Source organism: Phormidium pseudopriestleyi FRX01, assembly GCF_017313335.1.
GTDB lineage: Bacteria > Cyanobacteriota > Cyanobacteriia > Cyanobacteriales > Laspinemataceae > Laspinema > Laspinema pseudopriestleyi.
On sequence record NZ_JAFLQW010000599.1, the window covers coordinates 1 to 15085 of the forward strand.

Below are 15085 nucleotides of genomic sequence, written 5' to 3' on the forward strand. Positions count from 1 at the left end.
GATGCACCCCAAATTTGTAACTTTATTATGGCTATAGCCCGTATTGCTTACCCTAAACCTCGAAAAATGCTCAGGAGTGAGTTGTCTCAAATTCCCTAGCCGTTAGTCCATTATTCTGTCAATTCCTTGTACTTATTCTTCAAATTTAGCGCTGACGATTGTTGCATAATGTTTGACGATTTCACCGATGACTTCATCGATAGTTTGATGGTCTGTATCAATTTCAATCGCATTTTCTGCTTTTGTCAAGGGGGAAATTTTGCGCGTGCTATCTAGGCGATCGCGCTGTGCAATTTGGCCTTCAAGCAGACTAAGGGTAATCCCTTCCTCCCCGGATTTTATCAAGTCTTGTTGACGTCGGCGCGCTCTTTCACTCACTGAAGCGGTTAAAAAGATTTTCAACTCGGCATTGGGGAAAACATGAGTGCCAATATCTCGCCCTTCTGCCACGATTCCACCGCGTTCTCCAAACTGCTGCTGCTGTTTGACTAAATGAAGTCGCACGCTTTTCAAGCTAGAAACTTGGGAAACATTGGCCGTAACTGCTTGAGTGCGAATCGCCTCAGTTACGTTACATCCATCTACCCAAACTTGGGTGGGAATCGCCGGGTCCTCACTGGTGTCGATAAATTCGATTTTGGCCCGACTGACCACTTCTGCGATCGCCGGTTCATCGTCAAAAGAAATCCCTTTTTCCTGAACCAACCAAGTTATCGCCCGATACATGGCCCCTGTATCTAAATACATCAATCCCAGTTGTTTCGCCACTCTACGGGCTACAGTAGATTTCCCGGCACCCGCTGGACCGTCTATGGCTACAATCGGTTGGCGGTCTTTCAGGATAATATTATCAATTAATCGGGTGTTGCCAATCCGCGCGGCGATCGCCACTAATCCCGCAGATTCTATGCTATCAATCGGTTCAAGGCTTGTCGGTTCTACCAATTCGCAATACTCTAGGTTAACGTCCGGTTCAAGGCTCAATTCACCTTGAACCGCAGCAATTATACCCTGACGAGTTAGCTCACCCCCGAGAAAAACTTTTTGAGCCTTTTGTAAGCTACGATACAGCACTGCTGCACGCGCTTTTTCTTCATCACTAAGATACTGATTTCGAGAACTCATTGCCAATCCCGAAGCCTCTCGAACAATCTCACAGGGGACAATTTCCACCGTCCGGTTCAAATCCCGAACTATCCGCTGTAAAATCGCCAGTTGCTGGGCATCTTTTCGCCCAAAATAAGCCCGGTCCGGTTCTACCACATTGAAGAGTTTGGTAACAATAGTCGCGACCCCCTGAAAGTGACCAGGACGCGATCGGCCACATAATCCAGACATCATCGACTGCGGAGGCCCCACCTGAGTTAAGGAATCCTCTGTCCCTTCAATAATTCCCATCTCCTCCGGCGTCGGTGCAAAGATGACATTCACTCCCGCTTGTTCACACAGGAGGCGATCGCCCTCTAACCGCTGAGGATATCGCAGCAAATCCTCATTCGGACCAAATTGCAGCGGATTGACAAAAATACTGACAACAACAATATCATTGCTGGCTCTAGCCCGTTCAATTAAACTCAGATGGCCCGGGTGCAAGGCTCCCATCGTCGGAACCAAACCCACAGTCTGACCCTTAGACTCTAGTTCTAAATAACAGCGCAACGCAACAACCGTTGTAAACAGGCGCACCACAACCCCCAAATCTTTACCAAACATCCTCTTTGCAGAGTAGTTTATCCCAGGAAAGGATGAAGGCGGAAGTCAGGACGGATGATTTTTCCGCAGAGTTGTCCCCACCAAGTCTCAGAAACCGGGTTTCTTTTCCCAATTTTATGACACGGAACCACAATCTAGGCAGAAACCCGGTTTCTAGCCCCCTACCTAAAGTCAGAAACCGGGTATTCTAGCCTGTAGGGTACTAACCTCCGATTACTCGGCAGATGAGGTGGTGGATGACCCTAAAATATCCAGACGCACCTGTGCAACGCCGCTATTGATCATGCCCAGATTCTGGGCTGCTGCTGCTGAAACATCGATAATGCGTCCTCCGGTATAAGGTCCGCGATCGTTAATTCTGACCACCACAGAGTTCCCATTATCCAGGTTGGTGACCCGGACTTGGGTCCCGAAAGGCAAATACAGATGGGCCGCTGTTAAAGCATTTTCGTCAAAGATTTCCCCGCTGGCACTCATTCGACCATGAAATCCAGGGCCATACCAAGAGGCCATCCCGTTGATTTGGTATTGAAGATATTCCGGGGTGACAGCTTGTAGGGTTGGCGGTTCCGGTTCCGGTCTGGGTTGGGGGCGATTGGCAATTTCGGCGATCGGGGATGCGCTGGCAATCAGGCGGCGGAGTCGATTTGTGGCCTGAATTGCGTCTTGTGCTAAGTCGTTGGTGGTGTCCGGTAGTCGGGTTTGCTCGTCGTCGATCGCCACCAGGTTCATGCCATTGACTTTGATGAGATAGCTGTCACGGATGGGGTATCCTTCCTCGTCCAATTCCCCATTCCAATCCAGGGTAATTTCGGGTGTGGCGTTACTTTGTCGTAACTGATTCAAACTGGAGGCGATCGCCTCTGCTCTCGATACAGGATCCCTGGGATTCTCGGACTGCATCTGGGCGATCGCGTTGGATCCCAAACTGCTTAACTCCCTCAATCCCTTTGCCTCCAGTCCCGATCCGGGCAACCCCATCTCAATCTCTGAATTGGAATCCCCAGTCATGTCCACAGACTCGATAAAGGTCAAGACAGGAATATTTCGCACATAAAGGGTGGCGGCAGGTTTCCCGGTGATTTCATGGGGTTGAATCTTAGTGATGACTTCGGACCAAGGATTCACCTGGATTCGGTCTGGATCCGAGTTCAAATTGACGGGTCTATTTGATTCAGCATGACTGGTTGAGGTTGTCCCGCAGGCGGTCATTAGCAGCACAACCGTTGTCCACCAAAATCTTTGCTTCATATATTTTGCTGTGAGGAACTGGTAAAGAACAATCCATGAGTCGGGTTAGGCCCTTTGATAGCGGCTATATAGCTCATTCCCTGGGGCTTGAGCAACCCTTCTCATAGTCGATACGTTTTCGGTTTGGTGTGTTGAACTGCAACAGACTATCACAAAGGTTTGGGATTGGGGATCGGTATAGTCGATTCAAGGGGGGTAACTTTATTAAAACTTTACAATTACAAAACTGGGGCTATCCTACTTAAACCCAGATAGAATTAGGATTTCGGATTTATCGGCGGGAAAGAATACTTTATCAAAACTTTACATTCAATGGGCAAATTTTGCGATGTATTCAATTGCCAAGAGCAAAAACCCGCACCCTCAAGGGTGGGGCTATACGGACAAAGCCTGCCTCCGCAGGCTGAAGAGTAAAGCAAGTCTTGGAGAACCGGATTGGGTAAAAACATCTTGCTTCCTGCTATCCATCCGTCCTACCTCCCCTGTAGAATAGCCAAGGTGGAAATAGCCGTTCAGATGGGTTGATACATGGATTATCGAGAGGCAGGCGTGGATGTTGAGGCGGGTCGAGCCTTTGTCCAGAAAATTCGGAATATGGTTACAGGGACCCATCGACCGGAAGTCCTTGGGGGGATTGGTGGATTTAGCGGTTATTTCGAGTTACCCACCGGATATCAGCAACCCATCTTAGTCTCTGGGACCGATGGGGTGGGAACAAAACTCAAACTCGCCATGTTGCTCGATCGCCACGATACCGTTGGCATTGACTTAGTAGCAATGTGTGTGAATGATGTTTTAACATCCGGTGCCGAACCCCTATTCTTTTTAGATTATTTAGCCACTGGAAAACTCAATCAAGAACAACTGGCGAATGTAGTCCAAGGAATTACCGACGGATGTAAACAATCTGGTTGTGCCCTGTTAGGGGGAGAAACCGCAGAAATGCCCGGATTTTATCAACCGGGAGAATATGATTTAGCGGGGTTTTGTGTGGGAGTCGTGGAAAAAAGCGAACTGCTCACGGGTCAGCAAATCCAAGTGGGAGATGTGGCGATCGGGCTGGCGAGTTCCGGAGTGCATAGTAATGGATTTAGCCTAGTTAGAAAGATTGTGAGCGATCGCCATATCGATTGGCAAGACAAACCGGAACAACTCAACGCATCCGTCGGCGAAGTCTTGCTCACCCCCACCCAACTCTACGTTAAACCCGTATTAGCCGCGCGAAAAGCCGGAATAGAAATTCACGGCATGGCGCATATTACCGGAGGTGGATTACCAGAAAATCTCCCCCGTTGTTTACCGGCAGGATTATCCATCCAAATTGACCCCGACAGTTGGCCGATTCTGCCTATTTTTAACTGGTTAGCTGAGGTAGGAACTGTAACCTTGCCCGAAATGTTTAATACTTTTAATATGGGTATTGGTTATGTAGTGATTGTGCCAGCTAATCAAGCCGAAAAAACCATTGAATGGTTTGAATTCCAGGCAATTTCTGCCTATCAAATTGGGGAAGTCATTGAAGGAACGGGGGAATTAGTCGGGATTCCAGAGTAAGAGTAAATTTTGGGGATTGACCGGCAATTCGCTCGCCATCAGGTGGAAATATTGGAGCGTGAGTCAGATGCTCAAGTTATTGCTAAAATCTTTAACTTCCCGGTCTGATTAACCCTCAATTATACAAAGATTATAGCGGTTTCCGGACTCATCAGGTATCCATCGCACTCCTCACTCCTTCCTGATTGCGATGGATACCCCATGAGTCAAATGCCCCCTATCCGACAAGGTGCAAACGATCGCCGGTGTTGCCGAGATACCCCATACTGTTGCAATGCCTGAGTATGTTTTGCAGTACCATATCCTTTATTACTTGTCAAATCATACTCCGGATATTTCTTCGCCAAGCGCACAATTAACTCATCGCGCCAGACTTTTGCCAAAATACTGGCAGCGGCAATCACTAACGAATTGCTATCTCCTTTAATCATCGTTTGTTGGGGAATTCCTAAATTAGGAACGCGCTGATTGCCGTCAATTAAACAGAATTCCGGTTGAACTTGGAGTTTATTGACGGACCGTTTCATTGCTAACAGAGAGGCTTGTAAAATATTAAGGCGATCGATTTCTTGGACCGATGCCATGCCAATTGCATAGGCGATCGCCTCTTCCCGGATCAGTTTTGCTAACCGACAGCGTTGGTTATGGGACAGCTTCTTACTATCCGTTACCCCTGCTGCCTTCAAAAGTGCCGCCGCCTCATCGGACAAAATCACCGCGCCTGCAACCACCGGACCAAATAAACAACCCCGTCCCACTTCATCTACTCCAGCAATGCAGTCATTTGGGGGCGTTTTCTGAGGATTTTTGCTGTTATCTGAGACATCCCAGAGACTAAGCTGTTGCGGCACATTTAACGGCACGATTTTTTTGGGGGGTAAACAATTATTTGGGTTCAAACAAAATTTAAACAAAAAGATTGTCCTTGGAGAAGTGGAATGACTCTCCAAGGACAATATTGAGTCAAAACGAACTAACCTTCTGCCGCAGAAGAACGACGGCGACGACGACGAGTGGCGACTCCTGCCGAATCATCCTCATTGTCTTCCTCATCGGATGCGGAGATGTCATCATCATCATCATCATCATCAGCATCAGCCTGATTAACCGGAGTCAAATTCTCCTCGGGAGAGTCCTCCTCTAGAGATTCCTCCTCTACATCCGCCTCTGCAATGGGTTCTTCATCGTCAAAACTCTGTTCCGAGAAAGAAGAAACCGACTCTCCCGGTTCCGTCACCGAGATGACGGCTGATTTAGAAAGTTTCACCTCCTCTTCCCGGAGCAGCAACGGAGAAATCCCCATCAGCGCATAGACATCTTGCTCTTCCGGCGACATTTCGACGTGAATCACCTCGGACGGTTCGTTCACCTTGTCATAATCGCGGAAACGGCGATTCCGGTCTGATCGATCAGGACGATCCTCCTTCGACGAACGCATATCTCGGTCATTCGTCAGCGCATAAGCGGGAACACCCACATAAGGTTCCGGTTCAGTCCATTCCGGTTTCGGTTCCCGACTCCCCGGTAGGATTGGCGAGGTACTACGAACCGCCGTAGTTTTTAGCGTTTCCTCCGTTTCCTCGCCTTCACCGGCATCTAAGCGACGACGGCGACGACGGCGTGGGCTTCCTGGACCCAATTCTTGATAGCTGGGATGATTGAGCAGATCCAACTCCGATACTTCCGTCGTTGACTCATAATCGGGGACATCGCGGACGGTGGGTTCTGGGATGCGAGTTTCCTTAACCGGCGAGGGGACCACCAGGCGATCGCTCACATCCGGGAGAATCGGCTGGATTGGTTCTACCTGAACATCTCCTTCTCCCGGCAAATGCACATGATGTCCTGACCCCCCACAAGTGGCGCAAGAGTCACTAAACAACTCATACACATTCTGACCTTGGCGCTTGCGGGTCAGTTCAACCAACCCGAGTTCAGAGAGTTGAGCAATTTGCGGTCTATTTTTATCCGCTTTCAGGGCCTTATTGAAATGCTCCAGAACCTGTAATTGGTCCCGACGGGAGTCCATATCAATAAAATCGACAATAATCACCCCGGCGATATTCCGTAACCGCAATTGACGGGCGATTTCCGTTGCCGCTTCACAGTTCGTCCACAACACCGTTTCCCGGGAAGTAGCCGATCGCGTAAACGATCCAGAGTTGACATCAATCACCGTCAGCGCTTCCGTCGGCTGAATAATAATGTAACCCCCAGACGGTAAATCCACCCTCGGTTTGAGCGCTTCGCGAATCGCCGCATTCACCCGAAAATATTCCAAAATCGGAGTGCGTTCGCGGTGTTCATCAATCAACACCCCCGGAGGCATTTTACCCTCATTCCAAATCATCAACTGTTGCTTAACGCGCTTCACCCCAGTGGTGGCATCCACCACAATGCGATTCACATCAGCGCTGTACATATCCCGAAGCACGCGCTGAATAAAATCATCATCTCGATTCAACAGTGCCGGAGGGCGAATCGTCGCCGCTTCCCGTTGGACATCCTCCCACTGTTTTTGGAGAAACTCTAAATCTTCTAAAATGGCCTCTTCGCCGACCCCTTCAGCTTCCGTGCGGACTAACAGTCCCATCCCAGCCGGCTTAATCAAAATAGCTAAAGCACGGAGTCGATTCCGTTCCGCCTCAGTGCGGATCCGGCGAGAGAGATTCACCCCTCGACCAAACGGCATCAGGACCAGATAGCGACCGGGAAGGGTAATATTTCCAGTCAGGCGGGGTCCCTTATTTCCCGTCGGTTCCTTCATCACCTGGACCAGAACTTTTTGTTGGGGTGACAACAGTTCCGTGATGGCTCCGGAGGAGCGTTTTAAGCGTAAAGGTCCAAGGTCCGTAACGTGAATAAATCCATTGCGGTCCGGATCGCCGATGTTAACAAATGCTGCATCTATCCCCGGGAGGACATTTTCCACCACTCCTAGATAGATATCACTGACCTGGTGCGTTCCGGTGGCGACAACGAGTTCCTGAATCTGATCTTCAGAAAAAACAGCAGCAATTCTATACTGCTCTGCGATAATAATTTGCTTCGGCATTCAATTTCCTCAAAACTTGGCTATGAGCTATCACCAACAGAGATCTTTAGTCGAGTCTCTACGTTTTCTTTCTTTCGCTCGTGGCATCAAAAGCCCAGTACGACCGATGAATACGTACGATGTAGCTATAGAAAAAACGAAACTTGATTTTCTAGGGTGTCGGGACAGAAGAGGGAAGACAACACGGGTTCTTTACAAAATTTATGCTGGCGAAAGCAAATTGCTTTGGACCTAGAACCTAGTTCCTTGTCCTGTTTATCTAATACTGAACCGACCCGCTAGGGCGAAAAATTAATCTTTGATATCCCCCATTGGGTCCAAACTAGAGCTATTGCCGAAAAGCCCGCGACTTTCGCGATCGAATCAATAGCTACGATGACAAGGGTATCCTGATGACATTCGGAGAATACTTTGGATTCCCACTCGCGAAAGAGCGGATATCCAATCCCTCTGGCGAACTGGCAAATAATACATCTAAATTCTGAAAGTTTTAGCGGCAAGGAATGATTGCCAGCATCTCGTGCTTGGCATCTGGTGCGGCTACGGTTGTAGAACTGCTAAATTTCGCCTCTCTACGGTTTGTCCAACCACAACTACCGAGATGATTATTGGCCCTTTGACACTGTGGTGACTGTATAGAGAACAGAAAGTTGGAAATTAATCTTGACAAATTCACCCTTAACGGCTTCGCACTTAGCCTCTAAGGGGTTATCACAACCGATGGGTCCGACAGAAGAACAGCGATCGGCTCTATCTCTGTTGCTTTCTCAAAACTTGACCCGTTTTAAAGGTCCCTAGGCTGTTTGTCTTGATCGAATGCTCTCTATGACGATGGCCCTTTTTTCAAAAGGCCCCTCGACTTTCTACCCTCCGCTGACTCAATTTGAGGGAGGTAAAGGCAGGAAACCCTAAACTTTCTCAAAGGCTGAGTTCGGTTGGCCTCGGGTAGGGATGGGTTGGGCCATCGGGTTATATTTTAGCAGAATCTAGGATAACGGTAAATAAATTTCAGATTTCAGCCAAAATCAACTGTTTTCGGTGAGCGTGCAACAACTCAAACTCCCGTTTTGCCATGCGTTCAAACATATAGAGGATATGGGTGGGACGTAATAGCGTGCCATCATGACGGCAACTCCCGAGAACGCGGAGGGTGCAAGTCAAGGCATCCGCAGATACTTCAACCTGTTCCAATTCAAAGAGGCGATCGCGCAAATTCACCCATTTGACTTTCCCTCTTTTGGTCGTATGTTCCCATTCAATTTCCTCAGCGGCCAGGATTTCCTCGATCCACTGCTGCCAGTCTGACGGTTGCAAGGCTACTTCCTGGTCTGCCGATGGGGTTAAACCCAATCGCAGTATATACTCAGCTTGGTCCAGGAGTTGACTCGCCGAAGGCGCTTTCACCGCCACCGGCTCAATCCGATAAATCGGCAGTTCTGCCGGAAGTTGAACACTCAACCTTTCCCGGAATTCCTCGGGATCCATGAGTTCAGTCAGTTCAAAATCTACGATTTCGCTTTCCGAGGTGTAACCCAGGGTCAGAGCGTTCGCCGGTGAAATTCGAGGTCCGGGATGATATCCCCCAGTGAAAGAGATCGGTAAATTCGCTCGTCGCACAGCGCGATCGAATAATCGGAGCAAATCCAGATGGCTGACCAGTGCCATGTCACCCATTTTACCCATCCACAGGCGCAATCGTTGGACGCGATCGGTGTTAGGCGAAAAGTGACCAGCAAATTCCGGAATCGTCCGGGGTGCAACAACGATATTGTGACCAAAGTCAACACCACAGACCCCACAATGGGAACAACCCTCAAAAGAACAGTCGGGAACCGTTGCCGCAGCCAGTGCCAGCTTGAGATCTTCTTTCAACCAGTTTTTATCAATTCCGGTATCTATAACATCCCAGGGTAGAGGGGCATCGAGTCGAGCATCTAAGTCGGTGCTAGTGCCGTCCATGACGTTCCATTCGCCACTTTCGACTTGCCGGTATTTCCAACTTAAATCTGATTCGGCGATCGCCTGGGTCCAGGCTCCAAAAGCCCGGTCCAAACTCTCCCACCAAGAATCCATCCCAGCACCCAGTTCCCAAGCCCGACGCACCACAGGCGCTAAACGGCGATCGCCTCGGCCCACAAAATCTTCCATCGCCGAAATCCGCACATCCGTAAAATTGGCCTTCACCCCTCGCATTCGGCGAAATTCCTGGCGAAGCAGGTCCTGCTTCCGCAAAAATTCAGCCGTAGAGACGGAATGCCATTGGAACGGAGTATGGGGTTTCGGCGTAAAGTTAGAAATCGTCAAGGTGACCTCTAACCGCTTCCCTCCTAATGCACGACACTCCTGTTGGAGCCAATGGACGGTTTCGGCAATTCCGAGAACATCCGCGTCGGTTTCTCCAGGTAAGCCGATCATAAAATAAAGTTTGACTTTATTCCAGCCCTGTTCATAAGCGGTTTTAATGCCCCGCCATAGTTCTTCGTTGGTTAGACCTTTATTAATGATATCCCGCATCCGCTGCGTTCCCGCTTCTGGGGCAAAAGTCAGCCCACTGGTGCGGGTGCCCCCGAGGATATTGGCAATATTTTCATCAAAGCGATCGACCCGTTGCGACGGCAGGGACAGGGAAATATTTTGGTCCTTGAGTCGATTTTTGATTTCCATTCCCACCGCAGGCAATGCCAGATAGTCCGAACAACTCAGGGACAAGAGGGAAAATTCGTTATAGCCGGTGGCGCGCATTCCCGCCTCGATCGCCTCGATTACCTGGTCTGGATCCACATCTCGGGCGGGACGGGTCAGCATTCCCGGTTGACAGAAGCGACATCCGCGAGTGCATCCCCGGCGAATTTCCATCGTCAGGCGATCGTGCACCGTCTCCACATAAGGGACTAACCCGATGGAATAAGCTGGAATCGGGGTTGCCACTCGTCGCAATACCCGTTTCGGCACTCCGGGACGGTTGGGATGCACGGATCCATTCTCCGCCATATCGTAGAACTGGGGAACGTACACTCCCGGAACTTGCGCTAAATCAAACAGCAATTCTTCCCGAGTCAATCCGGCAGCTTTGCCTTCTTGGAGCACTAACCCAATTTCCGGCAGGAGTTCCTCCCCGTCACCGAGGGCGATAAAGTCAAAGAACTCCGCGTAGGGTTCCGGGTTAGAGGTGGCGGTTTGGCCCCCAGCGAATACCAGGGGCCAGCTTCCGGCTTCAACGTTCCAAGGACCTGGACTAGAACGCTCTTTGGCGGTTAGGGGAATGCCCCCCAGGTCCAACATTTCTAAGATATTCGTGGCCCCGAGTTCATAACTGAGGCTGAATCCGAGGATGTCAAATTCCGGCAGCGATCGCTTCGACTCCACGGAAAATAAAGGAGTCTGGGTATTTCGCAGCTTCAAAACCAGGTCCGCACCCGGTAAATACGAGCGATCGCAAAGCTGTCGCGGTTGGGCATTCAAAATGTTGTATAGAATCAGATGCCCTAAATTGGAGGCTCCTACCTCATAAACTTCTGGATAGGTGAGCACCCAACGCACAACGGCACTTTCCCAAGGTTTATGCACCGCCCCCAACTCATTACCCAGATAACGAGCGGGTTGTAATATGTCTGGGGTGAGGAGTTTCTCTACTGCAACTGACACGGCAACTCTCTACTTTTTAATGGTTCTCGATGCCCTTCATCAGGGCCACGTCACATCCAGTCAATACTGATGTACCCTTCGAGCCTCTTTATTTTATACGCTTGCAGGGAAGGATGAAGGCTTAACGCTCAAGCTCAAAAGCTCAAGACTGAAGAGATTCTACCAGGACTGCCCCATCTATTCCCTCTTCTCTATAGATAGAGACAATTCATCTCCCGCCCTCTCTATCCTGGATTCCCTCTCAAAAAATCATACATAATCCCCAGTTCGTAGTAACGACTTCAGTCGTGCTCTAATGTTCGTAGTAACGACTTCAGTCGTGCTCTAATGTTCGTAGTAACGACTTCAGTCGTGCTCTTATGTTCGTAGTAACGACTTCAGTCGTGCTCTAATGTTCGTAGTACCTGAAAGTCATTAAAACATACACGCTAAAAATAAAAGCAGGATGAAAAGTCTTTGATGGACAGATTTAAGCCCGCCTTGTAGCAGTTGGATAACGCTTCAAGGTCTTAAATCCTAAATCTGTGGAGAGGTAGTTTTCAAACTACCTCTCCACAGATTTAGGCTCACTTAAATCTTTTCAAAATTAAATCATCCTGGTTTTTAAGATTTTTATCCCTATAAAAAGTCCTTAAAAAAATTAATACTAGATACAAAATTCCAGATTAAAAACAAATAGTTTCTGATTGTTCCTTATTATGTCACCTTACTCTGCCAAAAAATCCGCTTATTTGCATCTAAAAAGTCTCGGTTCATCAAAAATTCAGCTAAAAAAAGCAATTCATTAAATCATAACCGCCGGAAAATCATCAGAAGTTAACTCTTAGCTTCCCATGCAAAAGAGGCAAAATTCCATGTTTTTATGCCTTCCGGGAATTTGCCCCTATTGAAATAGATTTTTTAGACATTCTTAAGTTAAGTGAATCAAAGCCCGATCTACATTTAACAGTTCAGAAAGAGTTCTAATTCAAAACTGCTTCAAATTCTGCCCGAGTTTCAAATAGCTCAAATACCCGATCAAGTTGAGTGATTTCAAAAATAATCCGAATCGAGGGAGAGACTCCACATAAACTAAAGCGACGGTTGAGTCGGTGGGCCAGACTCATCGCTGAAACTAACGCCATCAGACCCGCACTATCCAGAAAATTCACATTTTCCATATCAACCAGAACCGTAGAAGGGATCGAGGACTGGACGACTGTAGTCAGTTGAGTTTGAAGTGCAGCGGCATTAGAGGCGTTGAATTCACCTTGTAACCTCACGAAGCTAATTTCGGGACTGGCAACATTAGTAAGCATCTGTTTAACCTCGGCTGAAAGCCACTTAAGTAGTAAAATTAACATCTTATTTTTATAATCTAGTCTAGTTTCCTAAAAATCTTCTATAGAGTGGGAGTGATTTCGTTGAATCTTTTTATTTAATCCAGGTTTTATAAAGTTTTCATTAAGAAGCTCTAAAACGTATTAAATTATACTCAATTGCCTCAGTGATTTCCGCAAGTCCAACAAAATTGGGGTTTGGAATAGGTTTATCACAGACTGTCAAATTATTATGCGATCGAAATCACCAACAAAGGCCGAATCTTATCACCTGTGCCGGTCAAGATTTAGCCGACAATGATAGATGTATCGAATTCTCCCGATCGCCCCCAAGCGAGGTACCGCAGTGATTCGTCAACTGGTAGAGAAAGCGCTCTATATCAAGCGGTTAACTCCAGATATCGAAAATGGTATCAACTCTGAGTTAAGCCGCCTTGGTTATATCGATGATGTAGATTATGAAGCCTTGGAATTATTAATGGCGGAAATGGATGCAGGTCGGATTCAATTAGTCGCGAGTCCATAAAACATCCAACGCGATCGCCGCCAAAACCAACCCCCAACTCAAAAACCGCCTTCAATCGGTTGCAACCCCTGAATCGGGGTGCATTGGACCCGCAAACCGACTACTCAGGTCCCAGCCTAACGGGGCTTGTTTCCCCCGGTCAAAAAGAAACTTTAGGGGATCAAAAAGTGCGGTAAACTGTCTTCAGGTTTTTTTATGCTGACCTGGATCGGGTTGTCACGTCGTCATGCAGTTTGCCAAACGTTTAGAAAAAATTCCTCCCTATCTATTTGCGGAGATTGACCGCAAGCGCAACGAACTCATCGCCAAAGGGATTGACATCATTAATATGGGGGTCGGCGATCCGGACAAACCGACCCCTGCACATATTCTTCAGGCTATGCATGAGGCGATCGAGGATCCAGCAACCCATAACTATCCCCCCTATCAGGGAACGCAGGAGTTCCGGGAAGCAGGGGTGCAGTGGATGGAGAAACGGTTTGGGGTGAAAGGATTAGACCCAGACCACGAAATTGTCTCTTCAATTGGCTCAAAAGAAGCGATTCATAATACCTTTTTAGCCTTTGTGGAACCAGGAGACTATACCTTAATTCCGGATCCGGGTTATCCGGTTTATCATTCCTCTACCCTGTTTGCCGGTGGCGAACCATATACCATGCCGCTGACGCCAGAACGGGGATTTTTACCAGATTTAGAGGCGATTCCCTCAGAGGTGGCGCGGCAGACTAAGTTGTTGTGGATTAATTATCCCAGCAATCCCACGGGAGCGATCGCCTCTTTAGAATTTTTTGAAAAATTAGTAGCCTTTTGCCGTAAGCATGACATCTTGTTATGTCACGATCATGCTTATGCAGAAATGGCTTACGACGGCTATAAACCCCCCAGCGTCTTAGAAGTACCCGGTGCCAAGGATGTCACCATCGAATTTCACAGCTTGTCTAAAGCGTATAATATGACTGGATGGCGTATCGGCTTTGTCGTGGGGAATGCCAAAGGAATTCAAGGATTGCGTCAGGTTAAATCAAATGTAGATTCGGGAGTGTTCAAGGCCATTCAACGGGCGGCGATCGCCGCCTTTTCAACCACCGAAGAAGAACTCCAATCGGTGATTTCCGTATATCAAAATCGCCGAGATATCTTAATTCAAGGTTTACAATCTCTAGGCTGGCCGATTTCACCCCCGAAAGCAACTCTATATGTTTGGACTCCTGTTCCCCCAGGCTATTCTTCTGCTGAGTTTGTCACGGTGCTATTAGAAAAATGCGGAATTATCGTTCCACCCGGAAACGGATATGGCGCGGCAGGGGAAGGATTTTTCCGCATTGCTTTAACCCTACCAGAAGAGAGATTAATTGAGGGGATTCACCGCATGAAAGATGCGGGAATTCGTTATCAATAAACAAGCGGGTGCAGGAGTTGGGTGCGATCGCTAACACCCATCAAACGCTTCAGGATGAGCTTGCCAAACCTGTTGAACAAAAGAGCGGAGGCGATCGTGGGCGATCGCACAGAACCCGGGTTCTGGAGGAGGAAAACTTTGGAGTTCCGTCAATAAAGGAATCACTTCCGTATCCAAAGCCAAGCGGAATAAACTTTGAGGCCAGACGAGATCTGCACCCTGACGTAGATCATACAGCTCTCGGGATTCATCCGGAAAGGGTAGACGGTTCAGAACAGGACCCTCGGCCAACATCAGGGGCCTCAACCATAACATCGAACGAGTTGCCAAAATTTGAATCACTTCTGCATAGAGGCAAGTTTGGTGATATTCGAGGCAGACAATCTGACAAGGTTGAAAAGAACAAGAAAATTGCATGAATTACTTTTACAGCACCCTAAAAACGGCACAGACAAGCGGGGTTTAGCTTAAGTTGAGATCCCAAAGCGGATCGAGAGGTCATTACACCCCTATCTGAGAAACTCCGACGGAGGAACGCAATTGGCACTCAGGCAATGGTGCATCCGGAGAAGGGGGTTAGTTGCCTGAAAAATGTTGGAAACCTGGGTAAGGACGCGATCGCG

The 15085-nt window shown here is 48.2% G+C and carries 10 protein-coding genes; 3 read left to right on the plus strand and 7 right to left on the minus strand.

Going from position 1 to position 15085, the window contains the following annotated elements; translation table 11 throughout:
- Positions 1 to 132: 132 nt before the first annotated feature.
- Together J0895_RS22800 and J0895_RS22805 are read right to left on the minus strand one after the other, a co-directional pair.
- On the minus strand, positions 133 to 1713 hold the full coding sequence (locus J0895_RS22800) for a bifunctional pantoate--beta-alanine ligase/(d)CMP kinase (RefSeq protein WP_242541524.1): 1581 nt from the start codon (positions 1711 to 1713) through the stop codon (positions 133 to 135).
- Between the two features lie 213 nt (positions 1714 to 1926).
- The gene (locus J0895_RS22805) at positions 1927 to 2964 is read right to left on the minus strand and encodes a septal ring lytic transglycosylase RlpA family protein (RefSeq protein ID WP_207090285.1); all 1038 of its coding nucleotides are present in this window, start codon (positions 2962 to 2964) and stop codon (positions 1927 to 1929) included.
- A gap of 528 nt (positions 2965 to 3492) precedes the next feature.
- Between J0895_RS22805 and purM the strand changes: the two genes are divergently transcribed.
- Positions 3493 to 4518, plus strand: coding sequence for a phosphoribosylformylglycinamidine cyclo-ligase (gene purM / locus J0895_RS22810; protein WP_207090286.1), 1026 nt, complete (start codon positions 3493 to 3495; stop codon positions 4516 to 4518).
- Positions 4519 to 4724: 206 nt separating this feature from the next.
- Here the strand turns inward: purM and J0895_RS22815 are convergent, their stop codons facing one another.
- The 4 genes from J0895_RS22815 to J0895_RS22830 form a co-directional block, all read right to left on the minus strand.
- Entirely contained in the window at positions 4725 to 5381 is a 657-nt protein-coding gene (locus tag J0895_RS22815) for a ribonuclease HII (protein WP_207090287.1), read from the minus strand.
- 110 nt (positions 5382 to 5491) lie between these two features.
- Entirely contained in the window at positions 5492 to 7573 is a 2082-nt protein-coding gene (gene rne, locus J0895_RS22820) for a ribonuclease E (protein WP_207090288.1), read from the minus strand.
- A gap of 1008 nt (positions 7574 to 8581) precedes the next feature.
- Complete coding sequence (locus J0895_RS22825) at positions 8582 to 11218, minus strand: TIGR03960 family B12-binding radical SAM protein (protein WP_207090289.1); 2637 nt, start codon at positions 11216 to 11218, stop codon at positions 8582 to 8584.
- Between the two features lie 962 nt (positions 11219 to 12180).
- Positions 12181 to 12516 carry an STAS domain-containing protein gene (locus J0895_RS22830; RefSeq protein ID WP_207090290.1) on the minus strand — a complete coding sequence of 112 codons (336 nt, stop codon included), beginning with the start codon at positions 12514 to 12516 and terminating at the stop codon, positions 12181 to 12183.
- 325 nt (positions 12517 to 12841) lie between these two features.
- On the opposite strand from J0895_RS22830, the gene J0895_RS22835 reads away from it, so the two are divergent.
- Together J0895_RS22835 and J0895_RS22840 are read left to right on the plus strand one after the other, a co-directional pair.
- Positions 12842 to 13063, plus strand: coding sequence for a hypothetical protein (locus tag J0895_RS22835; RefSeq protein WP_207090291.1), 222 nt, complete (start codon positions 12842 to 12844; stop codon positions 13061 to 13063).
- Positions 13064 to 13289: 226 nt separating this feature from the next.
- Positions 13290 to 14462, plus strand: coding sequence for a pyridoxal phosphate-dependent aminotransferase (locus tag J0895_RS22840; protein WP_207090292.1), 1173 nt, complete (start codon positions 13290 to 13292; stop codon positions 14460 to 14462).
- A 30-nt stretch (positions 14463 to 14492) separates the two neighbouring features.
- Here the strand turns inward: J0895_RS22840 and J0895_RS22845 are convergent, their stop codons facing one another.
- On the minus strand, positions 14493 to 14879 hold the full coding sequence (locus J0895_RS22845; protein ID WP_207090293.1) for a hypothetical protein: 387 nt from the start codon (positions 14877 to 14879) through the stop codon (positions 14493 to 14495).
- Positions 14880 to 15085: the final 206 nt, after the last annotated feature.

Excerpts from the sequence above, each read along its gene's own strand:
- J0895_RS22800 (WP_242541524.1), bottom strand. The coding sequence starts at position 1,713 with ATGTTTGGTAAAGATTTGGGGGTTGTGGTGCGCCTGTTTACAACGGTT.
- J0895_RS22805 (WP_207090285.1), bottom strand. The coding sequence starts at position 2,964 with ATGAAGCAAAGATTTTGGTGGACAACGGTTGTGCTGCTAATGACCGCC.
- purM (WP_207090286.1), top strand. The coding sequence starts at position 3,493 with ATGGATTATCGAGAGGCAGGCGTGGATGTTGAGGCGGGTCGAGCCTTT.
- rne (WP_207090288.1), bottom strand. The coding sequence starts at position 7,573 with ATGCCGAAGCAAATTATTATCGCAGAGCAGTATAGAATTGCTGCTGTT.
- J0895_RS22830 (WP_207090290.1), bottom strand. The coding sequence starts at position 12,516 with ATGCTTACTAATGTTGCCAGTCCCGAAATTAGCTTCGTGAGGTTACAA.
- J0895_RS22835 (WP_207090291.1), top strand. The coding sequence starts at position 12,842 with ATGTATCGAATTCTCCCGATCGCCCCCAAGCGAGGTACCGCAGTGATT.
- J0895_RS22840 (WP_207090292.1), top strand. The coding sequence starts at position 13,290 with ATGCAGTTTGCCAAACGTTTAGAAAAAATTCCTCCCTATCTATTTGCG.
- J0895_RS22845 (WP_207090293.1), bottom strand. The coding sequence starts at position 14,879 with ATGCAATTTTCTTGTTCTTTTCAACCTTGTCAGATTGTCTGCCTCGAA.